This window comes from Sphingopyxis sp. MC1, from assembly GCF_000371385.1.
GTDB classification, from domain to species: Bacteria; Pseudomonadota; Alphaproteobacteria; order Sphingomonadales; family Sphingomonadaceae; genus Sphingopyxis; species Sphingopyxis terrae.
The window spans coordinates 23,158-46,140 of sequence record NZ_AOUN01000004.1 but is presented as its reverse complement, the minus strand read 5'-3'; the positions used below and the strand labels follow the sequence as shown (position 1 = coordinate 46,140).

Sequence of the window (22,983 nt, the reverse complement as noted above, 5' to 3'; positions counted from 1 at the left end):
GACGTTTCGATGAGTGACGAACAGGACAAGCCGACTCTGACCCGCAAGCCCCTCGGGCTGAAGCGCACGGTAGAGGCCGGACAGGTGCAGCAGCAATTCAGCCATGGCCGCCGCAATACGGTGGTGGTCGAGGTGAAGCGCCGCCGCGTGCTTGGCCGTCCCGGCGAAGCGGCGCCCGCGCCCGAGGCTGAAGCGGTCGAGGCCGCGCCTGCACCCGCGCCGAAGCCGGCTGCGCCCGCACCGGCACCCAAGCCTGCCGCGCCCAAGGCCGACAGCCTGATGTCGCGTCAGGAGCGCCAGACGCAGTTGCTGCGCGAAGCCGAAGAGGCGCGTCTCGCCGCGCTTGAAGAAGCGCGCCGCCGCGAAGAGGCCGAACGCGCCCGCGCGCTCGAGGAAGAGCGCGCGCGTGCCGCCGAAGCGCGCGAGGAAAAATCCAAGGCTTCCGAGGAAGCGCCCGCTCCGGCTGCTGCCGAGCCCGCCGCCGAAGCGCCGGCCGCGCCTGCTGCCGAAGCCAAGCCGGCCGAAGCCGCGCCGCGCGCCGCCACGACGAGCAGCGCTGCGCCCGCGCCGCGTCGCTTCACGCCGGTCGAGGCGCCGAAGCGTCCCGAACCGAAGCGCCCCGAACAGAAGAAGGAACATCGCGGCGATCACCGGCGCCAGTCGGGCAAGCTGACCGTCACGCGCGCGCTCAACGAGGACGAAGGCGCGCGGGCGCGCAGCCTCGCCGCGCTGAAGCGCGCTCGCGAAAAGGAAAAGCGTTCGCACCTGATGCCGAGCGGTCCGCGCGAAAAGCAGGTTCGCGAAGTCGTCGTTCCCGACACGATCACCGTGCAGGAACTGGCGAACCGCATGGCCGAAAAGGGCGCCGATCTCGTCAAGGCGCTGTTCAAGATGGGCATGATGGTCACCGTCAATCAGACGATCGACCAGGATACGGCTGAACTGCTCGTCACCGAATTCGGGCACGAGATCAAACGCGTCAGCGAAGCCGATGTCGATATCCGCAACGATCAGGACGTCGATGCGCCCGAACAGATGAAGCCCCGCGCGCCGGTGGTCACCATCATGGGCCACGTCGATCACGGCAAGACCAGCTTGCTCGACGCGCTGCGCGGCACCAGCGTCCAGTCGGGCGAAGCCGGCGGCATCACCCAGCATATCGGCGCCTATCAGGTGAAGACCCCCGACGGGAGCCAAGTCACCTTCCTCGATACGCCGGGCCACGAAGCCTTCACCGAAATGCGCGCGCGCGGTGCCAACGTCACCGATATCGCGGTGCTGGTGGTGGCGGCCGACGACGGGCTGAAGCCGCAGACGATCGAATCGATCAACCATGCGAAGGCGGCCGGCGTGCCGATCATCGTGGCGATCAACAAGGTCGACAAGGAAGGCGCGAACCCGCAGCGCGTGCGCGAACGCCTTCTCGAGCACGAGATCGTCGTCGAGGAAATGGGCGGCGACGTCCAGAATGTCGAAGTTTCGGCGCTCAAGAAGACTGGCCTCGACAAGCTGCTCGACGCTATCGCACTTCAGGCCGAGATCATGGAGCTCAAGGCCAACCCCGACCGTTCGGCCGAGGGGACGGTGGTCGAGGCCAAGCTCGACAAGGGCCGCGGCCCCGTTGCGACGATCCTCGTCCGTCGCGGGACGCTGAAGGTCGGCGACATCTTCGTCTGCGGCGCCGAAAGCGGTCGCGTCCGCGCGCTCGTCAACGATCAGGGCCAGCAGATCAAGGAAGCCGGTCCGTCCATGCCGGTCGAGGTTCTGGGCCTCGGCGGGGTGCCGATGGCGGGCGACACGCTGACCGTGGTCGAGAATGAGGCGCGCGCGCGCGAAGTCGCCGCCTATCGTCAGGAACAGGCGCTCAAGAAGCGGACGGCGCAGGCGCCGGTCAGCCTGGAAGGCATGTTCTCGGCGCTCGCCGACAAGGCCAATGTCATCGAATATCCGGTGGTCATCAAGGCCGACGTGCAGGGCAGCGTCGAAGCGATCGTCAACGCGCTCAACAAGCTGTCGACCGACGAGATCCGCGTCCGCGTGCTCCATTCGGGCGCCGGCGCGATCACCGAAAGCGACGTGACGCTGGCGGCGGCGACGAATGCGCCGATCATCGGCTTCAACGTCCGCCCCAACGCCAAGGCGCGCGAGATCGCGAACCGCGAAAAAGTGCGCTTCATGTACTATGACGTCATCTATCACCTGACCGAGGAAGTCGCGAAGGAGATGGCGGGCGAGCTGGGCCCGGAACGCGTCGAAACCGTCGTCGGCCGCGCCGAGGTCAAGGAAGTCTTCCCGGCCGGCAAGCGCGACAAGGCCGCGGGTCTGCTGGTGCTCGAAGGCATCATCCGCAAGGGGCTCCACGCGCGTCTCACGCGCGAGGACGTCATCGTCTCGGCAACGACCATCGCGTCGCTCCGCCGTTTCAAGGACGATGTCGCCGAAGTGCGCGCAGGCCTGGAATGCGGCGTCGTGCTGGCGGATACCAACGACATCAAGCCGGGCGATCACCTCGAAGTCTTCGAGGTCGAGGAACGCGCGCGGACGTTGTGATCCCTTTGCGCGCCCGCGAAGGCGGGGGCCCAGAGCGGCGTGGAGCGACGATGGATGGGCACAAGGCCGGGCTATGTCTATATCATGGCCAGTGGGCGCAATGGTACCATCTATATCGGCGTCACGAGCAACCTCGCGAAGCGCGCGTGGGAGCATCGGAGCGGCGTCGTACCAGGCTTCACGCATGACTATGGTTGCAAGCTGCTCGTCTGGCACCTCGCCTTTGATGACATTCAGGATGCGCGTGCTTACGAACTGCGTATGAAGAAATGGAATCGCGCCTGGAAATTGCGCGCGATCGAAGAGATGAACCCGCTGTGGAACGATTTATACCCGACGTTGAATTCCTGACGCTCTGGACCCCCGCCTTCGCGGGGGAACATGGAGGGTGCGATGCGGCATAACGAAAAATCCGAAGGCCCCTCGGTCCGCGTCCTGCGCGTGGGCGAACAGGTGCGCCACGTGCTGAGCGAGATACTTCAGCGCGGCGACGTGCATGACGATGTCCTCGCGACGCATCCGGTGAGCGTGACCGAAGTGCGCATGTCGCCCGACCTGCGCCATGCCACGGTATTCGTGAAGCCGCTGCTCGGCCGCGACGAGGAGGCGGTGCTGAAGGCGTTGCGCACCAACACCGCCTATCTCCAGCGCGAAGTCGCGCACCGCATCCGCATGAAATATGCGGCGAAGCTCAAATTCCTCGCCGACGAAAGCTTCGACGAGGCGAGCCATATCGACCAACTGCTGCGCGATCCCAAAGTGGCGCGCGACTTGGGCAGCGGCGAGGGCGAAATTCAAGACTGAGCCCGGATGACGGGTTGGTGGGAGCGGATAGGCGCTATTTTCCCTTCGGTGTCTTGATCCCTGCCGCGGCTTCCAGCTCGACCAGCGCTTCTTCCAGATAGTCGATCATCCGCTGTGCGTGCGGCACGCTGCGGCGGCACGCGGTGATGCCGAAATCGATATTCCTGAAATTCGACACCTGCGTGATGTTCATCGCCATGCCGTCGACGGGGATGCTCGCGGGATACATGCCGTCGAGCCGCGCGCCGTTCCAGTACATCTGCTCGCGCGGGCCGGGGACGTTGGAGATGGTCGCCGAATAGGCTGGGAATTTGTCGGCGGTACGCGTCAGCGCGGTCAGCATCTGCGGGAAATTCGTGATTGCGGTATAGAGCTGGATCTGCTGCGCGGTCATCGCGCGCAACTGCGCCTTGGCGGCGTTCATCGATGCCTGGATCGCCGCCATGCGTTCGGCGGGGTCGTCGATATGGGTCGCGAGATTGGCCGTCACCGAGGCAACCGAATTGCCCGAATCGATATCGTCCTTGGGCCGGATCGACACCGGCGCCATGGCTTTCAAAGGCTTGTCGGGCAGCTCGTTCAGCGATTGCAGATATTTGCGCATCGCGCCCGCGCACATGCCGAGCACCGCGTCGTTGATCGTCCCGTCATAGGCCTTGCCGACGGCGCGGACGCGTTCGAGCGACCAGCTTTGCGCGACGAAGCGGCGGGCGCCGGTGATGTTGCGGTTGAAGCTGGTGCGCGGCACGCCGGCAAAGGGGGTGACCAGCCCATCGCCGCCGATGCCGAACATCGCCGCGACATATTGGTTGAGCGCCTTGGTCACGCCGACGCTGTTGCCCCATTGCTCCTTCAGAAACTCGCCGATCGCGGCGATGTCGGTCAGGCTGGGGCGCGGCGGCTTTTTGGGCGACGGGAATTTGCGCTTATAGGCTTCATAGGCCTCGACCGACAGCGGCGAGCAGGTCCGCCGTTCCTTGGGGTCGGGCGAGAACATCGAATTATAGAAATGGATGCTCGCCGCGCCGTCCATCAGCGCATGATGCACCTTCTTGAAGGTTGCGATCTGCCGATTGGGGAGCCCTGAGATCAGCGTGATTTCCCACAAGGGGCGGGTGCGGTCGAGCAGGCTGGAATGGAGGCGCGAGGCGAGTTCGAACATCTCGCGATAGCGCCCCGGCTTGGGCAGCGCGGCCGAGCGCACATGATAGTGCATGTCGATGTCGCGGTCGGGTTCGAGCCGGATCGGGCCGTACTGGCCGAGCGGGGTGAGTTTCAGCACCTCGCTGAACGGCCGCCGCAGCCCTTCCGACTGGCGCAACAGTGCGAGCTGTTCGTTCAGCCAATCGGTTTCGTCGACATCGTCGGGCAGCGTGTAGAGGTTGATGCCGCCGATATGCATCGGCATTTCGCGACTTTCCCCCCACAGGAACATCGCATCGGTCACCGGCATCAATCGCATTGCAGCTCTCCCCACTGTTAATGCTGCATCTTTTGTGCGCAGCATGACAGCGGGGGCAGGCGAGTCAAGCTGCGGTGTCGGCGGCTGCGGGCGCGCGGCGGGTATCAGACGTGGGGCAGCACCATCCGGCGGGTGATGTCGGGGTCGCGGTCGCGGTGGACGGCGATACCGGTGAGCAGACTTTCGGCGATCATCCGCGCCCGCGCACCGACCAGCGCGACCGCCCCTTCGCTCGGCGCCACGTCGCGCAGCGTGGCATAAAAGAGCCCGAGCCAATGCTGGAAATGGCGTTCGCCGATGGTCGGGATCGCAAGATGCTTGGCCATCGGATTGCCGGTGAAATTTCCGGCGCCGAGCAGGATCGACTGCCAGAAGCGGTTCATCTGCGCGAGGTGCGCGGGCCAGTCGTGGATGCGTTCGCCGAAGATCGGGCCAAGCAGGGCGTCGCGCCGGATCGCGGCATAGAAGCGATCGACGAGCGTCGCGATAAAGGCTTCGTCGACTCCCATCGCGATGGCGGCGGCGCGCCGGTCCTCGCGCGCGGCGATGGCATGGGGGTGGGCGGGGACGGTCTTCTTCATTGCCTCGACTCGATAAACGGCATTTCATTTGCCGCTTTATCGGCCTTGCGCATAAAAGCAATATTTCATATACCTATTTTATGCGATTGAGCCTTCACAGCGACTATGCGCTGCGCATCCTGATGGCGCTGGCGGCGACCGGGCGGCAGATGTCGGTCGACGAGATCGCTGGCCAATATGGCGTGTCGCGCAATCATCTCGCCAAGGTGGCGCAGCGGCTGCAGGCGCTTTGCTATGTCGCGGCGCAGCGCGGACGCGGAGGCGGGCTGACGCTCGCCAAGGCGCCCGAGACGGTGATCGTCGGCGCGGTCGTCCGCGAGCTCGAAAGGTTGGACGGCTTCGTCGAGTGTATGAACCCCGCGACGTCGACCTGCCCGGTGCGCGGCGGCTGCGGATTGCAGGGCGCGCTCGCCGGGGCGCTGGCAGCCTTCACCGCGCATCTCGACGGCTACACGCTCGCCGATCTGCTGCCGCAGCCGGCGCGCTTTCGCGCGCTGCTCGGCGCCGCCTGATTGGGCTTGCGCGGCGCCGCCGAGGCGGTATCGCTCATGTCATGGCCAAGCTCTATTTCTATTATGCCAGCATGAACGCGGGCAAGTCGACGACGCTGCTGCAGGCGGATTTCAACTATCGCGAGCGCGGGATGGAGACGATGCTGTGGACCGCCGCGCTCGACGACCGCTACGGCGCGGGGCAGATCACCAGCCGCATCGGCCTGCTCGCCGAGGCGCATAAATTCGATCCCGAAAGCGACCTGTGGGCCGCGGTGAGCGACGAGCATCGGCGGCGCCCGCTGGCATGCGTGCTGATCGACGAGGCGCAGTTCCTTTCGAAAGATCAGGTGTTTGCGCTGGCGCGGCTCGCCGACGAGGCCGATATTCCGGTCCTCTGTTACGGGCTGCGCACCGATTTTGCGGCCGATCTCTTTCCCGGCTCGGCGGCGTTGCTCGGCATCGCCGACGCGCTGGTCGAACTGAAGGCGGTGTGCGAATGCGGGCGCAAGGCGACGATGAACCTGCGCGTCGATGCCGCCGGCCGAGCGGTGGTCGCGGGCGCGCAGACCGAGATCGGCGGCAACGACCGCTATGTCGCCATGTGCCGCCGCCATTTCATGGCCAAGCGCCGGGCTGCGGCAGAGGCTTTGCAGGAGGCGGTCGCCGATGCTTGACCGGCTTTATGTCGAACTGGCCGACGGCGACCTCCGGCTCGTCAAGCTGGCCGAGCCGCACCGCGAGGCGCTGCGCGCCGCCTGCGCCGCCGATGCCGACATCTGGCCGATCTATTCGTCGAGCTTCGATCCCGATCATTTCGACGCGAGCTTCGACACGCTGATCGGGCATGAAAGCCGGATGCCCTATGCGATCATCGACGGCGATCGGCTGGTCGGCATGACCGCTTATCTGCGTCCCGATGTGTCGGCGCAGACGGTGGAGATCGGCAACAGCTATATCGAACCCGCCGCGCGCGGCACGGGGTTCAATGGGCGTGTCAAGAAACTGATGATCGATCATGCGTTTGCAGTCGGCATCCGCCGGATCGAATTCCGCATCGATGAACGCAATGCACGCAGTCAGGCGGCGGTCGGGAAGCTCGGCGCGGTCAAGGAGGGCGTGCTACGCGCCGAACGCATCACCTGGACCGGCTATTTGCGGCATACTGGGTTATTTGGCCTTCTTGCGGACGATTGGGCTGCCCGGCCATAGTCCGGCGATGGGCGTGGCTTGGCTTTTTATGGGATTTGCATGGATCGTGTGCACGGCGGTGACGCTGCTGTTCACATTGATCATCGACCGGTTCGCGGCGCGGCGCTGGTGGGGGCGCACGCGGCGTGCGCTGTGGTTGGCACTGCTGGCCGGGCACGCACTCAACCTGCTCCTATTCTGGAACCCATTCACGTTCGCCCCGCGATCCTGGTTCCTATATGCCGGTACGGCTTTCATGGCGGGATTGCTGCTATGGCCGGTCGCGCGCCGTCGCTAGGATTGCGGCCTCAGTCAGCATGAGTTCAGCCAGTTCGCGCTAGATGAGTCGCCATGAAAACTCTTGCGCTCTCCCTGGCCGCCGCCTTGCTCCCCCTTTCAGCAACTGTGGCGGCCGAAAGGGCACCGCAGGAATCGCGCGCGCTGGGCGTCGAAACCGGCATCAGCTTTCCCAGTAATGCGACGATCCGTACCTTTCAGGCCGATGGCGAGGATGGCGTGTGGATTCAGGACAGCCGCCGCGACTGGTATTATGCGACCTTCTTCGGTCCGTGCCGCGACATCGATTTTGCGCAGGCGATCGGCGTCGACACGCGCGGAACCTCGCGGCTCGACAAGTTCGCGTCGCTTCTGGTGCGCGGCGAGCGCTGTGCGATTTCGTCCTTCGTGACGTCGGCGCCGCCGCCGACCAAGGAAGAGCGCAAGGCGGCGCGCGAGGCGGAGAAAGCTGCCAAGGTCGCTGCGGACGCCGCCAAGTCGAATTGAGCCCAATCGAATCGATCCCGGTCGAATTGACAAGCATCGCCCGAGCGGCCTAGCCCGCGCGGCGATGAACGGATGGATCATAATGGACAAGCCCGTCGGGCTCGGCTCGACGCAGGCGGTCGCCGCGGTGAAGCGCGTGTGCCGCGAAGCCGGGCTGGGCAAGGTCAAGGTCGGCCATGGCGGGACGCTCGACCCGCTTGCCTCGGGCGTGCTGCCGATCGCGCTCGGCGAGGCGACGAAGCTGTGCGGGCGCATGCTCGACGCGAGCAAGGTCTATGATTTCACGATCGCGTTCGGGACCGAGACCGCCGGGCTCGACGCGGAGGGCGACGTCGTTGCGACCAGCGACGTGCGGCCGCGGCTTTCGGAAGTTGCGGCGATTCTGCCGCGCTTTACCGGGCCGATCGAACAGGTGCCGCCCGCCTATTCGGCGATCAAGATCGACGGCGAGCGCGCCTATGACCGCGCGCGCGCCGGCGAAACGGTCGAGATGAAGGCGCGGGCGGTGACGATCCATGCCCTAGGCATCCGTCATCCCGGCGAAGGCCGGGATCTCGCCGTTGGCGGTTCTAACTCGGAACGGCGAGACCCCGGCCTTCGCCGGGGTGACGCGGAGGGGGCGGAGCGGCTCGATTCCATCACCCTCACGGCACATGTTTCGAAGGGCACCTATATCCGCAGCCTTGCGCGCGACATTGCGCGGGCGGTCGGCACCGTCGGGCATGTCACCATGTTGCGCCGGACGAAGGCGGGCCCCTTCGCGCTGGATCAGGCGATTTCGCTGGACAAATTGAACGCTTTCGGCCAAGGCGCCGCCCAATCAGAGATATTTCTGCCGCTGGAGGCAGGGCTGGTCGACATCCCGGCTCTGGACCTTTCCCCGGAAGCGGCAGGGGCGATCCGTCAGGGTCGTGTCTGGACCGGGGGAAGCACGCAGGACGGGCTCTATTGGGGACGCGACGCCGACGATCGGCCCGTGGCATTGATAGAGGCTTTGGCGGGAACGCTGAAGGTCGTGCGGGGCTTCAATCTGTAACAGGATGTTCGAAGGACGAAGCACATGTCGATTACCGCCGAACGCAAGGCCGAACTCATCAAGGAACATGCCCGCGAAAAGGGCGATACGGGTTCGCCCGAAGTGCAGGTCGCGATCCTGACCGACCGCATCAACACGCTGACCGGCCATTTCAAGTCGCACGCCAAGGACAATCACAGCCGCCGCGGGCTGCTGATGATGGTCAACAAGCGCCGCAGCCTCCTCGACTATCTCAAGAAGAAGGACGAGGGACGCTACACCGACCTGATCGCGAAGCTGGGTCTTCGCAAGTAACGCAATCGTTCGGCCCCCGGCTTCGGGGGCCGTTTACGTATTGCGTTATCCCCGCGCAGGCGGGGATCCAGGGCGGGCTTGCACCGAACTGGCAGAACTGGGTCCCCGCCTTCGCGGGGACACATGCTTAAAGGGCCGTTCCCGCATCCGGCGGGACCGCCATAGGGGCAGACAGACGCCCCGACCCGCCCGGGCCGGATTGCCCGGAACAGAGGCCCCGCCCGGCATAGGGCCCGGCGGGCGAAGGAAATTCCATGTTTGACGTGAAAAAAGTATCGATCGAGTGGGGCGGTGAAACGCTGACTCTCGAAACGGGCAAGGTTGCCCGTCAGGCCGACGGCGCCGTGATGGCGACACTGGGTGAAACGGTCGTCCTGTGCGCCGTAACCGCCGCCAAGTCGGTGAAGGAAGGGCAGGACTTTTTCCCCCTGACCGTCCACTATCAGGAAAAATATTCGGCCGCGGGGCGCATCCCCGGCGGCTTCTTCAAGCGCGAACGCGGCGCGACCGAAAAGGAAACGCTGGTCAGTCGTCTGATCGACCGTCCGATCCGCCCGCTGTTCCCCGAAGGTTTCTATAACGAGATCAACGCCATCGCTCAGGTGCTGAGCTATGACGGCCACAATGAACCCGACATCCTCGCGATGGTCGCGGCCTCGGCCGCGCTCACCATTTCGGGCGTGCCCTTCATGGGTCCGATCGGCGCTGCGCGCGTCGGCTATCTCGACGGTGAATATATCCTCAACCCGACCGACGAACAGGTTGCCGAAGGCGACCTCGACCTCGTCGTCGCGGCGACGCACGACGCGGTGATGATGGTCGAATCCGAAGCGAACGAGCTGTCGGAAGAGGTCATGCTCGGCGCCGTGATGTTCGCGCACGATGCGTGCCGCGAAGTCGTGAAGGCGATCATCAAGCTTGCCGAACAGGCTGCCAAGGAACCTTGGGAAATCGCATCGTCGGACGAAAATGCGGCGATCAAGGACAAGCTCAAGAAGCTGATCGGCAAGGACATAGCCGCCGCCTACAAGCTGACCGACAAGTCGGCCCGTTCGAACGCGCTCAACGAAGCGCGCGCGAAGGCGAAGGAACAATTTGCAGCCGACGGCCTCAGCCCGCAGGAAGTCATGGCCGGCATCAAGCTGACCAAGAAGCTGGAAGCCGAAATCGTCCGCACGGCGATCCTGAAGGACGGCAAGCGCATCGACGGCCGCACGACAACGCAGATCCGTCCGATCGTCGCCGAAACGCACTTCCTGCCGCGCGCGCACGGTTCGGCGCTGTTCACCCGCGGTGAAACCCAGACGATCGCGACCTGCACGCTGGGCACCAAGGAAGCCGAACAGATGATCGACGGCCTCAACGGCCTGTCGTATCAGAACTTCATGCTGCACTATAACTTCCCGCCCTATTCGGTCGGCGAAGTCGGCCGCTTCGGCGCGCCGGGCCGCCGCGAAGTCGGCCACGGCAAGCTGGCGTGGCGTGCGCTGCATCCCGTGCTGCCTAAGAAGGAAGATTTCCCCTATACCATCCGTCTGACCAGCGACATCACCGAATCCAACGGTTCGTCGTCGATGGCGTCGGTGTGTGGCGGCAGCCTTGCGATGATGGATGCTGGCGTGCCGATCGCGCGCCCGGTGTCGGGCATCGCGATGGGCCTGATCCTCGAAGGCCAAGATTTCGCAATCCTGTCGGACATCCTGGGTGACGAAGATCACCTCGGCGACATGGACTTCAAGGTGGCGGGTACGTCCGAAGGCATCACCACGATGCAGATGGACATCAAGATTGCCGGCATCACCAAGGAAATCTTCGAAAAGGCGCTGGCGCAGGCCAAGGAAGGCCGCGCGCACATCCTCGGCGAAATGAACAAGGCGCTCGGCGAAGTCCGCAGCGAATTGTCGGCGCATGCGCCGCGTATCGAAACGATCACAATCGACAAGTCGAAGATCCGGGACGTCATCGGCACCGGCGGCAAGGTCATCCGCGAAATCGTCGCGACGACCGGCGCGAAGGTGGACATCGACGACGAAGGCACGATCAAGATCGCCTCGTCGGACACCGCGCAGATCGAAGCCGCCAAGGCGTGGATCCTCGGCATCGTCGAGGAAGCCGAAGTCGGCAAAATCTATAACGGCAAGGTCGTGAACCTCGTCGATTTCGGTGCCTTCGTGAATTTCATGGGCGGCAAGGACGGCCTCGTCCACGTGTCGGAAATCAAGAACGAACGCGTCGAAAAGGTCGCCGACGTTCTGTCCGAAGGCCAGGAAGTCAAGGTCAAGGTCCTCGAGATCGATCCGCGCGGCAAGGTCCGCCTGTCGATGCGCGTCGTCGATCAGGAAACCGGCGAGGAACTGGAAGACACGCGTCCGGCGCGCGAACCCCGCGAACCGCGCGGTGATCGTGGTCCGCGCCGTGACGGCGGCGATCGTGGCGACCGTGGCCGTGGCGGCCGCGATCGCGGCCCCCGCCGCGACGGCGGCGACCGCGGCCCGCGCCGCGAGCGCAGCGAAGACGGTCCGGAAGATCAGGGTCATGTGCCCGACTTCCTGAAGGACTGATCCTTCGACCCTCGAACCAATGCGAAGGGGCCGCGAAAGCGGCCCCTTTTCTTTTGGGCGCTGTCGGCCTCCGGGTGGGGAGAGGGGCGTCGGCCTGCCCGTCGAAACATTCGGGCCGGGCCCGAAACAGGGCGGTGCTTGGGGGGCGGCGGCTATGCGTCCGGAGTCCGGACGCTATTCCTCGGTCCGGATCAGGATCATTTCGCCGATCAGCGCGAACAGGATGAAGGGCCCCCATGCGGCGAGGAAGGGGGAGTAGGCGCCGAGGTCGCCCATCGCGAGCGCGAAATTGTCGGCGACGAAATAGGCGAAGCCCAGCGCCATGCCGATGATGGCGCGAACGAACAGCTTGCCCGATCGCGCCAGGCCGAATGCCGCGACGGCGCCGAGCAGCGGCATCAGGACCGCCGAGAGCGGCCCCGAGATCTTGTGCCACAACACGCCTTTCAGCGCATCGACGGGTCGCCCCGCAGCCTCGAGATCCGCGATTGCCGATTTGAGCTCGGTGAAGGGCAGTTGATCGCCGTCGACCTGTGCCAGCGTGAACTGGTCGGGACGCACGCCCGGCGCGGCGACGATGGTGCCGAGCGGCTGGACGATACCGGCGCGGCGCAGGAAGCGCTTGGCGTTGGTGAGTTCCCACCCACCCGCGACCGGCCGCGCGCTGTCGCCCGACAATATCGAGGACAATACGCCGCCCGACCGTTCATAGATGCGCACGCCGTGCAGCGTGATCGCCGTCCCGGTGCCGCTGACGGTCGCGGCATTGATCAGATTATTGCCGTCGCGAACCCAAATGTTCGATCGAATCCCGGTGTCTTTCGGAATTTGCGCATATTCGACCTTCTGCCAGGCGGCGAGCGCCGCGGTCGCGCGCGTCACGATCCTTTCGTTGAAGCCGAAGCTGATCGCGGCGACGAACAGTGCGGCGAGGAACAGCGGCGCCAGCACCTGATGCGCCGACATGCCCGACGCCTTCATCGCGATGACCTCGCTGTTCTGGTTGAGCGTGATCAGCGTCAAGATCGTCCCGAGCAGAACGGAGAAGGGCAGAAAGGTTTCGATGATCTGCGGCAGGCGCAGCCCGACATAGCGCCACACGTCGCTGTCGCTGTTGCCCGCGACCGACAAGATCTTGCCGCTCTCGCCCAGCAGGTCGAGCGTCTGGAGCACCAGCACGAGCGCGAACAGGATCGCGAAGCTGCGTACCAGAAACAGCCGCCCGACATAGAGCGCCATGGTTCGCGACGGAAAGAAATGGAGCTGGTTCATCGTCAGATAGGCTGCTGTTTGCGCTGGAACAGGCGGATGAAGGCGCGGATTTTCTGCCCTGCCTTGGCCGCGACGCGCTCGAGCGCGCCGATCGGCTGGCCGCCCGGGACATGCGCCACCGTATAATACATCCACACCGCGAGCGCGCCGAACAGCAGCAGCGGAATCCACAGCGCCAGCAGCGGATCGACCGCACCGCGCGCGCCCAGCGCTTCGGCATATTCGTTGATCTTGTGCTGGGTGACGAGCAGCACGATCGACAGGAAGACGCCCAGCGAGCTTGTCGATCGCTTGGGCGGAATCGCCAGCGCGATCGCCATCAGCGGGATGAAGAACATCGACACCACCTCGACGATGCGGAAGTGGAAATTCGCCCGCGATTCGAGCCGCGTCGCCAACGGCTCGGCCTGATCGTGCCCGACGACCAGCAATTCGGGGATGGTGAGTTCGCGATCGGCGCCGCCCCGGGTACGGAACGCCTCGATCTTGGGTAGCGGGATCGGCAGATCGTGGCTGTCGAAGGTCAAGACCCGCGGCACCGCGAATTTCGGCGATTCATGGATCAGCACGCCGCGCGTCAGGCGCAGGATGATCGTGTCGGGATCGTCAGTGGCAAGAAACTGGCCCTCGGCGGCGGTTGCCGAAACGCTTTGCCCGTCCTTGTTCTCGCCGCGCACGAAGATGCCGCGCAGATTGCGCCCCTCGTTATAGCTCTGCTCGATGCGCAGCGTCATCCGGCTGCCCAATTTGGTGAATTCGCCGACCTTGATCGACGCGCCGAGCGCGCCCGACCGCAATTCGAAGCGCAGCCCTTCATAGGCGTAGCGCGCATAGGGCTGGATAAAACCGACGATCGCGAGGTTGAGCAGCGCCAGCGCGAAGGCAAAGGCATAGGGTACGCGCATCAGCCGTCCGAAGCTCATCCCCACCCCGCGCAGCACGTCGAGCTCGCTCGATGTCGCGAGCCGGCGGAAGGCGAGCAGGATGCCGAGCATCAGCCCGATCGGGATGCCAAGCGACAGATATTCGGGGATAAGATTGGCGAGCATCCGCCACACGACGCTCACCGGACCGCCTTCGGTCGCGACGAAATCGAACAGGCGCAGCATCTTTTCCAGCACCAGCAGCATGGCCGAAAGGACCAGCGTACCGAGCATGGGAAAGAAGATGAGCCGCGCAATGTAACGGTCGATGGCGGGCAGTCTATTCAATCTTTCGTCGCCCCATCACCATGATTTGGCCGCAAATGGTTCCGATATCCGGATTCAAGGGCAACAGGGACCCATGTCGGCTCGGTGCTGGCGTGGCTATAACCACTGGGAGCTAATGCGTCATGTCGAAATTTATGTCGGCGTCGCTCTGCGTGGCTCTGCTCGCCGTATCCGTGGCAGCGAACGCAGAGGGACAGGTTATCACCAACGACCTGTCGAAATGCCGGAGCGGTCCGTCCACCCTCGTCCACATCAACGGCGTCAAGGCCGGGACGGGCAAGATTCGTGTTCAAAGCTATCGTGCCACTGCGTCCGATTGGCTCGCCAAGGGCCGCTGGATCACCCGTGTCGAAGTGCCGGCACAGGCCGGGTCTATGACCGTCTGCGTGCCGCTGCCCGAAGCGGGACACTATGGCATTGCGGTGCGCCACGACGTCAACGGCAATGGCAAGACCGACCTGACCTCGGACGGCGGCGGCATGTCGAACAACCCGAGCATCAACATCTTCAACCTCGGCAAGCCGAGCTACAAGAAGACGGGGTTCGATGTCGGCAACGCGCCGAAGACGATCTCGATCACCATGAAATATATGTAGGGGCCCGATGGCAAGCGTCGCCCTTCTTTCCAATCCGCGCTCAACGGGAAATCGTGCCCTGTTGCCGCGGGTTCGGGAATATTGCGCGGCGCACCCCGACATTTTTCATTACGAGGTCGAGGATGTCGACCAGATCGGTGAAGCGATCCGTACGATCGCCATGGTCAGCCCGCGCATCGTCGCGATCAACGGCGGTGACGGCACCGTTCAGGCCGCGCTGACCGAACTTTATTCGGGCGGCCATTTTGGCGGTTCGCCGCCGCCTGTCGCGGTGCTGCCGAACGGCAAGACCAATTTGATCGCGCTCGATCTCGGCGCCGAAGGCGATCCGATCAAGGCGCTCGAGCGCGTCGTCGAACTCGTGTCGAATGGTCGTCTTGAGGATCATGTCATCGAACGGCAGTTGATCGCGCTCGACAGCGGCGGCAATCGCCCCGTGCTCGGCATGTTCCTGGGCGGTGCCTATCTGGCTGACGTGATGCTCTATTGCCGCAATCGCATCTATCCGCTCGGCCTACCGAACGGCCTGTCGCATGTGCTGGCCGCGATCCTTGGGCTTTTCGCGATCATCTTCGGCATTGGCGGCGGGCGCCTGCCGCCGAAGCCCGAGCCGCTGACCGTGTCGCTGATCCGCCAGGGCCAGCTCAAGGGCAAATTCTCGCTGCTCATCGTCACGACACTGGAAAAGCTGCTGCTGAGTATCCGCACCAGCGATACGCACGGCGGCGACGGGCGAATGAAATTGCTCGCGGTCGATCGCAGCGTCGGCGCGCTGTTCCGCATGCTCGGGGCCACCTGGCGCGGGACCCTCGGCCAGCATCAGCTCGCCGGGGTCCATTTCGAACAGGGCGATGAGATCCGTATCGAGGGCGAACGCTCGAACGTCATCCTCGACGGCGAGATTTTCGAGGCAAAGCACGGCCGGCCGATCATCCTGACCTCGACCCAGCCGGTGCCCTTCCTGCGCCTCGCCGCCTGAGCGCTCGCATGTCGGCGCTTACCGATCTCGTCCGCGAAGAGCTTGCGATACGCGTCGATCCGCGCGTCGCTGCGATGGCGTCGGCGATAGCTGCCCGCTATCCGGGCAGCGCCCGCGCTGTGCTCTTCTACGGCAGCTGCCTGCGCGAGAGCGAACTCGACGGGCTGATGCTCGATTTCTATCTGATCGTTTCGGACTATGGCGATGCCTATCCGAAGCGCTGGCTCGCGGCCGCCAACCGCCTCATCCCGCCAAACGTCTTTCCGTTCGAGCATGACGGGCTGATCGCCAAATATGCGGTGCTCAGCGAAGGTGATTTTCAGCGGCTGAACGGCCCTGAAACGCGCAACGTATCTGTCTGGGCGCGCTTCGCCCAGCCGTCGCGGCTCGTCTGGGCAGTCGACGATACCGCGCGGGACCGCGCGGTGGCGGCGGTGGCACGCGCCGCGCCGACATTGCTTGCTGCGGCGGGATCGGTCGATGGCGAGGCGCCGCTCGATTGGTGGCGGCGCGCCTTTTCGCTGACCTATTCGGTCGAATTGCGCGCCGAACGCAGCGGCCGGGCGCAGTCGGTCGTCGATGCCGACGCCGCGCGCTACGACCGCTTCAGCCTGCCGGCGATGGCGGCAATCCCGGCCGGTGCCGCCAGCGGCGGCTGGGCGCGGCGGCGGATCGAGGGCAAGCTGCTCAGCATCGTGCGGCTTGCCAAGGCCAGCCTGACCTATGCCGGCGGGATCGATTATCTCGCGTGGAAGATCAACCGCCATGCGGGCACCAAGATAGAGATCAAGCCGTGGCAGCGCCGCTGGCCGTTGGTCGCTGCGCTGACGCTGGTGCCGCGCCTCGTGAAGAGCGGCGCAATCCGCTAGGAAGCGACGCGCTCCGGTGCGCGCGCATCGCCGCAGCGGCGGATCGCCTGTTCGAGCGCGTTCAGCGTAAAGGGCTTGCGCAGCACGTCGTGGTCGCCAAAGCTTTCGAACTCGCTGGCGTCGCCCGCATAGCCGGTGACGAACAGCACCGACAGATCGGGCCAGCGTTCCTTCAGTTCTGCGACCATTTCGGGGCCGGTCAGGCCGGGCATCAGCACGTCGCTGAGGATCAGGTCGAACCCGCCATGCGCTTCGACCAGCCCGGCGGCGGCGCGCGGATCGTCGCAAGCGATCGCTTGATGGCCAAGCTCGGTCACGGCGTCGACGGTGGCGGTCAGGACGCGCTCGTCGTCCTCGACCACCAGGATGCGCATCGCGTCCGTCGGCGGTTCGCTCGCCGCGGCATCGGAACCGCCCGCGGGCGCCGCCGCTTCGGCCTGCGGCTTTGCGACGGGCAGCAGCATCGCAACGCGCGTGCCTTCGCCCTCGACCGAATGAATCTGCACCTCGCCGCCTGACTGGCGGCAAAAGGCAAAGACCTGACTCATCCCCAGGCCCGTGCCCTGACCCGCGGGCTTCGTGGTGTAGAAGGGGTCGAACACGCGCTTGAGCACCTCGGGCGACATGCCGCAACCGGTATCGATCACCTCGACCGCCAGCGCGGCGGTACTGTCCTCTTCGTCGCGCAGCGTCCGGATCGTCAGCGACCCGTGCCCGTCCATCGCGTCGCGCGCGTTGACGGCAAGGTTGAGCAGCGCATTTTCGAATTGCTGCTTGTCGACCCAGCAGGCGAGCCCTTCGGTCTGAAGGTCGAGCGTCAGCGCGATGCGGTCGCCGATCGTGCGCCCGATCAATTCCGAAAAGCCCGCGATGCAGGCGTCGATCGGCGTCATTTCGGGGCGCGCGGGTTCGGACCGTGCGAAGGCCAGCAGGCGGCGGGTCAGGTCGGCGGCGCGATTGGCCCCGTCCATCGCATTGCCGATATGGCGCTGCGCCTTTTCGGGCGCTTCGCCGATCCACCGCTGCGCAAGTTCCAGCCCGCCGACGACGACTGCGAGCATATTGTTGAAATCATGCGCGATGCCGCCGGTCAACTGGCCGACCGCTTCCATCTTCTGCGCCTGGCGAAGCTGCTCCTCGGCGGCGGCGCGTTCGGCCATTTCGCTGCGCAGCGCGCTGTTCGCTTCGGCCAGCTCGGCCGTTCGCGCATTGACCGCCGCCTCGAGCGCCATGGCGCGGTCGCTTTCGATCAACTGTTCGCGCCGCGCCGCGCGCCGTTCGCTCTGTGCGCGGACGAGCGAGACGGTCGCCGCGATCGCGACCACCGCCGCCGCGGCGGCGAGCAGGGTGAACAGCAGGATCGCCTGGTTCAGGCTGGCGCGGTCGGCGGCTGCAAGCTGGTTGCGGTTGGCAAGGATCGCGCGTTCGTTGCCGATCAATTCGGTCAGCAGCCGGTCGATGCGCAGCAGCGCGGCATCGTGTCCGGCGGCGTTATATTTCGAGATCGCGGCAATGGTCTGGTTGTAATTGGCGCTGAGCGCCGCATCGCCGAGCTGCGTCCCGCGCCGGTCGAGTTCGGCGGTCAGTGTCTTGACCAGCGCCGCCTGTTCCGGATTGTCGCGGACGTTGCGGCGGAGCAGCGCGAGATATTGCTGCGACAGCCCCCACTGCTGCTGAAAGACGCGGCCGTCCTCCTTTTTCAGGCCGACCGCGAAGCGGCCGAGTGCCGCCTCGGCGCGCGCCAGCGCGGCATCAAGGCTGCGCGTCTGTGAAATCACTTCCAGGCTGTGCGCCTGCCAGCTCAGCGAGCGGTCATAATTGTCGTTGGCACGGCTCATCAGCATGATGAGTGCGCCGACGACGCCGGTCAGCACCGCGCCCAGCCCGACGGTTAGCCAGAAGCGCAGCCGTTCGCGACGGCCCTCATTGTCGTGATCCAAATCCCGCTCGAACACGCTGATCTTCTATCCAACAAGCGTTCCGGGGCAAAGCGATGAAGACCGCACGACGCGGCGTTCCGCTCGGTTCGCCCCGAAAATGAATCCGCTGGTCGGCGGCGCGGCTCGGTTCAGCCGATAATTCCCACGCGCTTGCCCGCGCGCTCGAAGCGGCCGAGGATCTCGCTCACCTGCTCGCTCGAATGTTCGGCGCAGAGCGAGCAGCGCAGCAGCGTCATACCCGCGGGGGTCGCGGGCGGGCGGGCGAGATTGACGTAGAGGCCTTCTTCGAGCAGCGCTTCCCACATCATCGCGCCCTTTTCGAGGTCGGGCATGATGACCGCGATGATCGCCGACTGCGGCTCTTCGGTACCCAGCGTGAAGCCGAGACCCTGCAGCCCCTTGTGCAGCGTCTTCGAATTTTCCCACAGGTGCGCGCGCTTGTTCGATCCGTGCATCAGCTTGCGGATGCTCGTCGCCGCGGTCGCGACGACGCTCGGCGGCAGCGAGGCGGTGAAGACGTACGGGCGGCAGACGAGCCGCAAGATCTCGAACTTCGGGTGGTTCGACACGCAGAAGCCGCCGACGGTGCCGACGCTCTTCGAAAAGGTGCCGATGATGAAGTCGACATCGTCGATCACGCCCTGCGCCTCGGCGACGCCGCGGCCATGTTCGCCGATGAAGCCCATCGAATGCGCTTCGTCGACGAGGACCATCGCGCCATTTTCCTTGGAGACGCGGATCATCTCCTTCAGCGGCGCAACGTCGCCGAGCATCGAATAGACGCCTTCGAGCACGACGAGCTTGCCCGCCTCGGCGGGCAGGCGCTTCAGCCGCTTTTCGAGCGCTTCGACATCGTTGTGGCGAAAAGCGACGATTTCGGCGTCGCCCATCTTGCACCCGTCATAGATCGATGCGTGGCTGTCGATGTCGAGAATGACATAGTCGCCCTTGCCCGCGATCGTCGAAATGATGCCGAGGTTCGCCTGATATCCGGTCGAGAACACCATGGCATGATCCATGGCGTAAAATTCCTTCAGCGCGTCCTCGCACTCCTTGTGCCCCTGATAGGTGCCGTTGAGGACGCGGCTGCCGGTGGTGCCGCTGCCGAACTTGTCGAGCGCGTCCTTGCCCGCGGCGATGACATCCTCGTCGAAGGTCATGCCCATATAATTATAGGTGCCGAGCAGGATCGTTTCGCGCCCGTTGCAGATCGCGACGGTGGGCGAGAGCACTTTCTCCATCACCAGGCTGAAGGGATCGGTAACGCCGGTCGCGAGCAGCGCCGCGCGCTGTTCGATGAGCGGATCGAATTTGGAGAAAAGGTCGGTCATATTCGTTTCTTCCGTGTGCCCCGGCGAAAGCCGGGGTCCAGATAGGTCGCGCGACGTCGCGTGGACCCCGGCTTTCGCCGGGGAGCACAAGATTTTCAGCCCTGCAGCTTTTCCACCGCGGCGACGAGCTGGCCGACGGTTTCGATCTCGGCCTGCATGTTCATGCTGATGATGATGTCGAACGTATCCTCGACCTCGGCGACGAAATCCATCACCGTCAGGCTGTCCCATTCAAGGTCGCCGGCAAAGGTCGTCGCGTCGGTCAGGGCGACGCCCTTCTTGTTGAAAGGTTCGATCAGGCCGTGGATCTGGTCGGCGAGGGGGGTGCTCATGCGGGTGCGTCCCATAATGAAAAAACTGCGGGCGGGCATGCCGCGCCCCGTCCCGCTTGGCAAGCGATTGCGGCGGCAATCGGGCAGCATCTTGCCGTTCGCGGTCCTTCGTGCCATCCGGGCGAAGGTCGCCGCAAGCTGAAGGGGCAGGGAGGGGGCTGGATGGACAGCAAAAAATCGGACGCGGCGCCGCAACGGCCCGCCATATCCTTTCCGCCCAACGCGGTGCATCTCGTGCGCACCAATCAGCAGATCACGATGCAATTGTCGCAGATGGCCGATCAAAAGGCGTCGATCCTGATGGGCGCGACCTTCGTGGTCTTCACCCTCGCGGTCGGACAGGCGCGCGCCGGGGCGGGGGCCTTCACGCTGCCGCTCGCGGTGCTGGCGACCTTTTCTTTCCTCTCGGCGCTGCTCGCCATATCGGCGGTTCTCCCTCGCGTCGGCAAGGCGCCGCCGGCGGTGTTTCGCGACGGCAAGGATCATAGCAATATCCTCTTCTTCGGCCGGTTCGAGCAGATGGAGGAGGACGAGTTCATCGACGCGGTCAAGGCACGGATGCGGACCGAGGAGGATATTTACGAAACGATCCTGCGCGACACCTACCAGAACGGTCTTGTCCTCGCGCGGCGCAAATATCGCTACCTCGCCTATGCCTATCGCCTGTTCGTCGTCGGCCTGACGCTGACCTTCCTCGCCTTCGCCTATGAGATGGCGGTGACGTGGAGGGGCTAAGGCAACGATTGTTGCCTTTTTATCACCCCCGCATCCGAAACCGCGCGCGGCGCTCGCGCGCTATTGAGCGGCCGTAAAAGCGCGCCTATCCGGGCCGGCTATGCTCGAGCAGGCCCACCCCCTGACGGCGGATCAGCCGCAGACTTTCCGCGCCGAATTTCGCGCGACGCTGGCGCTCGCCCTGCCGCTGGCGGCGGCGAACCTGCTGCAGATGATGGTCCATGCGATCGACGTGATCTTCGTGGCGCGGCTCGGCGATGCGCCGCTTGCCGCCTCGTCGCTCGGCGTCTCGATCTTCGGCTTGTTGCTGTGGACCGGGACAGGGCTCGTCGGCGCCGCAGCGCCGCTCGTCGCCGCCGAACTCGGGCGGCGCAAACATGCCGTGCGCGAAGTGCGGCGCACCGTCCGCATGGCGCTGTGGCTCAGTGCGATCGTGTCCGTGCTGTTCATGGGTGTCTGTGCCGCGGGCGGCCCGATCATGCGCGCAACCGGGCAAGACCCCGAAATCACGGCACATGCCGCCAGTTTCCTGTTGATCCTGATGTGGGGCATGGTGCCGATGATCGCAGCGAGCGTGTTGCGCATCTTCGTTTCGGCGCTCGGACGTCCGACGATTGCCACCGCGATCACCTTCCTCGCGCTGTTCGTCAATGCCCTCGGCAACTGGAGCCTCGTCTTCGGCCATCTCGGTATGCCGGCCCTCGGACTGCAGGGCTCGGCGCTGTCGAGCGTCATCACGAGCACGGTGATGCTGATCGCCTATATCATCGTGATCCAGACCGACCGGCGGCTGCGCCGTTATCATCTGTTCGGCAACTGGTGGCGCTCCGAATGGCCCCGCTTCTGGGAAATGCTCCGCATCGGCACCCCGATCGGCCTCATCATTCTGGCCGAGGCCGGGCTGTTCACCGGCGCCGCTTTCCTGATGGGCCGGATCGGTGAGGCGCAGCTTGCCGGCCACACCCTCGCGCTCCAGATCGCGGCGCTCGCCTTCCAGATCCCGTTCGGCGTGGCGCAGGCGGCGACGATCCGGGTCGGCCTTTCCTATGGCGCGCGCGACCATCGCGGCATTGCGCTCGCGGGGCAGGCGTCGCTGATCCTCGGTATCGGGTTCATGGTCGTGACCGCGGCGGTGATCTGGCTCGCGCCGCGGCTCGTGCTGTCGATCTACGTCGATGTCGATGCGGCGCGCAACGCCGCGCTCGTCCATTTTGCGCTGCAGTTCCTGATCGTGGCCGCTGCGTTCCAGCTGTTCGACGGCGCCCAGACGGTTGCGGCAGGCGTATTGCGCGGGCTTCAGGATACGCGCGTGCCGATGATCATCGCGGTCTGCGGCTACTGGATCGCGGGCTATGGCACCGCCATCTACCTTGGCTTCTGGACCCCGCTCGCGGGTGTCGGCGTGTGGATCGGTCTGGCGGTCGGGCTCATCGTGGTGTCGGCGGTACTGCTGATGCGCTGGGGGATGCGGGCGCGCCTCGGTCTGCTTCCGGCCTGACAAAAAAAAAGTTGATCGGCGCTGCTTGACGCCCATCTGACTCCCACCCATATGCCGGCTTGTTAGCACTCACGCCCTGTGAGTGCTAAGTCTGACATCCATTGCATTACTGGAGGGACATCCATGCAATTTCGTCCGCTGCACGACCGCGTGCTCGTCCGCCGTATCGAAGCCGAAGAAAAGACGGCTGGCGGCATCATCATTCCCGACACCGCCAAGGAAAAGCCGCAGGAAGGCGAAGTCGTCGCCGTCGGCACCGGCAGCAAGGCTGAAGATGGCAAGGTGACGCCGCTCGACGTCAAGTCGGGCGACCGCATTCTGTTCGGCAAATGGTCGGGCACCGAAGTCAAGGTCGATGGCGAAGAGCTGTTGATCATGAAGGAATCGGACATCCTCGGCGTTCTCGCCTGAGCCTGTTTGCCGATTTCAGTGTGAATTTACGCAGTTTTCTGCGCTTTTATTAAAGG

Annotated in this window: 24 protein-coding genes; 17 read left to right on the top strand and 7 right to left on the bottom strand. The window is 64.8% G+C overall.

Annotated features, from left to right (window positions below; all coding sequences use genetic code 11):
- Positions 1-9 precede the first annotated feature (9 nt).
- From infB to rbfA, 3 genes are read left to right on the top strand one after another with little or no spacing between them, the layout of a single operon-like run.
- Positions 10-2,550, top strand: a complete 2,541-nt coding sequence (gene infB, locus EBMC1_RS06995) for a translation initiation factor IF-2 (RefSeq protein ID WP_003042719.1) — start codon at positions 10-12, stop codon at positions 2,548-2,550.
- Positions 2,551-2,604: 54 nt separating this feature from the next.
- A complete protein-coding gene (locus tag EBMC1_RS06990) occupies positions 2,605-2,901 on the top strand; it encodes a GIY-YIG nuclease family protein (RefSeq protein WP_003042716.1) in 297 nt (98 codons plus the stop codon).
- A 42-nt stretch (positions 2,902-2,943) separates the two neighbouring features.
- A complete protein-coding gene (rbfA, locus tag EBMC1_RS06985) occupies positions 2,944-3,354 on the top strand; it encodes a 30S ribosome-binding factor RbfA (RefSeq protein ID WP_003042712.1) in 411 nt (136 codons plus the stop codon).
- A 34-nt stretch (positions 3,355-3,388) separates the two neighbouring features.
- Here the strand turns inward: rbfA and EBMC1_RS06980 are convergent, their stop codons facing one another.
- Positions 3,389-4,816 carry a WS/DGAT/MGAT family O-acyltransferase gene (locus EBMC1_RS06980; protein WP_003042709.1) on the bottom strand — a complete coding sequence of 476 codons (1,428 nt, stop codon included), beginning with the start codon at positions 4,814-4,816 and terminating at the stop codon, positions 3,389-3,391.
- Positions 4,817-4,920: 104 nt separating this feature from the next.
- Complete coding sequence (locus tag EBMC1_RS06975; protein ID WP_003042706.1) at positions 4,921-5,397, bottom strand: group III truncated hemoglobin; 477 nt, start codon at positions 5,395-5,397, stop codon at positions 4,921-4,923.
- A gap of 80 nt (positions 5,398-5,477) precedes the next feature.
- On the opposite strand from EBMC1_RS06975, the gene EBMC1_RS06970 reads away from it, so the two are divergent.
- The 8 genes from EBMC1_RS06970 to pnp all read left to right on the top strand — a co-directional run bounded on the left by EBMC1_RS06970 (position 5,478) and on the right by pnp (position 11,753).
- Positions 5,478-5,909 carry an RrF2 family transcriptional regulator gene (locus EBMC1_RS06970; RefSeq protein WP_003042702.1) on the top strand — a complete coding sequence of 144 codons (432 nt, stop codon included), beginning with the start codon at positions 5,478-5,480 and terminating at the stop codon, positions 5,907-5,909.
- 41 nt (positions 5,910-5,950) lie between these two features.
- Positions 5,951-6,565 carry a thymidine kinase gene (locus EBMC1_RS06965; RefSeq protein ID WP_003042700.1) on the top strand — a complete coding sequence of 205 codons (615 nt, stop codon included), beginning with the start codon at positions 5,951-5,953 and terminating at the stop codon, positions 6,563-6,565.
- Complete coding sequence (locus EBMC1_RS06960) at positions 6,558-7,100, top strand: GNAT family N-acetyltransferase (protein ID WP_003042698.1); 543 nt, start codon at positions 6,558-6,560, stop codon at positions 7,098-7,100. The genes EBMC1_RS06965 and EBMC1_RS06960 overlap by 8 nt, the downstream gene beginning before the upstream one ends.
- A gap of 7 nt (positions 7,101-7,107) precedes the next feature.
- The gene (locus EBMC1_RS06955; RefSeq protein ID WP_003042696.1) at positions 7,108-7,377 is read left to right on the top strand and encodes a hypothetical protein; all 270 of its coding nucleotides are present in this window, start codon (positions 7,108-7,110) and stop codon (positions 7,375-7,377) included.
- Positions 7,378-7,430: 53 nt separating this feature from the next.
- The gene (locus tag EBMC1_RS06950) at positions 7,431-7,862 is read left to right on the top strand and encodes a DUF6491 family protein (RefSeq protein ID WP_269208157.1); all 432 of its coding nucleotides are present in this window, start codon (positions 7,431-7,433) and stop codon (positions 7,860-7,862) included.
- Between the two features lie 64 nt (positions 7,863-7,926).
- Positions 7,927-8,898: a tRNA pseudouridine(55) synthase TruB gene (truB, locus tag EBMC1_RS06945; RefSeq protein ID WP_040589768.1), complete on the top strand. Its 972-nt coding sequence runs from the start codon at positions 7,927-7,929 to the stop codon at positions 8,896-8,898.
- Between the two features lie 24 nt (positions 8,899-8,922).
- Positions 8,923-9,192: a 30S ribosomal protein S15 gene (rpsO, locus tag EBMC1_RS06940; RefSeq protein ID WP_003042688.1), complete on the top strand. Its 270-nt coding sequence runs from the start codon at positions 8,923-8,925 to the stop codon at positions 9,190-9,192.
- 254 nt (positions 9,193-9,446) lie between these two features.
- A complete protein-coding gene (gene pnp / locus EBMC1_RS06935) occupies positions 9,447-11,753 on the top strand; it encodes a polyribonucleotide nucleotidyltransferase (RefSeq protein ID WP_003042686.1) in 2,307 nt (768 codons plus the stop codon).
- Positions 11,754-11,927: 174 nt separating this feature from the next.
- On the opposite strand, the gene lptG is transcribed toward pnp, so the two are convergent.
- Positions 11,928-13,025, bottom strand: a complete 1,098-nt coding sequence (gene lptG / locus EBMC1_RS06930; protein ID WP_003042683.1) for an LPS export ABC transporter permease LptG — start codon at positions 13,023-13,025, stop codon at positions 11,928-11,930.
- Between the two features lie 2 nt (positions 13,026-13,027).
- Positions 13,028-14,236, bottom strand: coding sequence for an LPS export ABC transporter permease LptF (gene lptF / locus EBMC1_RS06925; RefSeq protein ID WP_003042680.1), 1,209 nt, complete (start codon positions 14,234-14,236; stop codon positions 13,028-13,030).
- A gap of 122 nt (positions 14,237-14,358) precedes the next feature.
- On the opposite strand from lptF, the gene EBMC1_RS06920 reads away from it, so the two are divergent.
- From EBMC1_RS06920 to EBMC1_RS06910, 3 genes are read left to right on the top strand one after another with little or no spacing between them, the layout of a single operon-like run.
- Positions 14,359-14,832 carry a DUF2141 domain-containing protein gene (locus EBMC1_RS06920; protein ID WP_003042679.1) on the top strand — a complete coding sequence of 158 codons (474 nt, stop codon included), beginning with the start codon at positions 14,359-14,361 and terminating at the stop codon, positions 14,830-14,832.
- A 7-nt stretch (positions 14,833-14,839) separates the two neighbouring features.
- Positions 14,840-15,811, top strand: coding sequence for a diacylglycerol/lipid kinase family protein (locus EBMC1_RS06915; protein WP_003042677.1), 972 nt, complete (start codon positions 14,840-14,842; stop codon positions 15,809-15,811).
- Positions 15,812-15,819: 8 nt separating this feature from the next.
- A complete protein-coding gene (locus tag EBMC1_RS06910; RefSeq protein WP_003042674.1) occupies positions 15,820-16,680 on the top strand; it encodes a hypothetical protein in 861 nt (286 codons plus the stop codon).
- Here the strand turns inward: EBMC1_RS06910 and EBMC1_RS06905 are convergent.
- From EBMC1_RS06905 to EBMC1_RS06895, 3 genes are all read right to left on the bottom strand, one after another.
- Positions 16,677-18,620, bottom strand: coding sequence for an ATP-binding protein (locus tag EBMC1_RS06905; RefSeq protein ID WP_231292877.1), 1,944 nt, complete (start codon positions 18,618-18,620; stop codon positions 16,677-16,679). The genes EBMC1_RS06910 and EBMC1_RS06905 overlap by 4 nt on opposite strands.
- Positions 18,621-18,748: 128 nt before the next feature.
- Positions 18,749-19,951 carry a serine palmitoyltransferase gene (gene spt / locus EBMC1_RS06900; protein WP_003042671.1) on the bottom strand — a complete coding sequence of 401 codons (1,203 nt, stop codon included), beginning with the start codon at positions 19,949-19,951 and terminating at the stop codon, positions 18,749-18,751.
- Between the two features lie 95 nt (positions 19,952-20,046).
- Positions 20,047-20,283: an acyl carrier protein gene (locus EBMC1_RS06895; protein ID WP_040589850.1), complete on the bottom strand. Its 237-nt coding sequence runs from the start codon at positions 20,281-20,283 to the stop codon at positions 20,047-20,049.
- Positions 20,284-20,445: 162 nt separating this feature from the next.
- On the opposite strand from EBMC1_RS06895, the gene EBMC1_RS06890 reads away from it, so the two are divergent.
- The 3 genes from EBMC1_RS06890 (at position 20,446) to groES (ending at position 22,927) form a co-directional block, all read left to right on the top strand.
- On the top strand, positions 20,446-21,018 hold the full coding sequence (locus tag EBMC1_RS06890) for a Pycsar system effector family protein (RefSeq protein WP_003042667.1): 573 nt from the start codon (positions 20,446-20,448) through the stop codon (positions 21,016-21,018).
- Positions 21,019-21,118: 100 nt separating this feature from the next.
- Positions 21,119-22,516 (top strand): MATE family efflux transporter, encoded by a 1,398-nt coding sequence (locus EBMC1_RS06885; protein ID WP_003042665.1) that lies wholly within the window; start codon positions 21,119-21,121, stop codon positions 22,514-22,516.
- Positions 22,517-22,639: 123 nt separating this feature from the next.
- Positions 22,640-22,927, top strand: a complete 288-nt coding sequence (gene groES, locus EBMC1_RS06880; RefSeq protein ID WP_003042663.1) for a co-chaperone GroES — start codon at positions 22,640-22,642, stop codon at positions 22,925-22,927.
- The last annotated feature ends 56 nt before the right edge of the window (positions 22,928-22,983 follow it).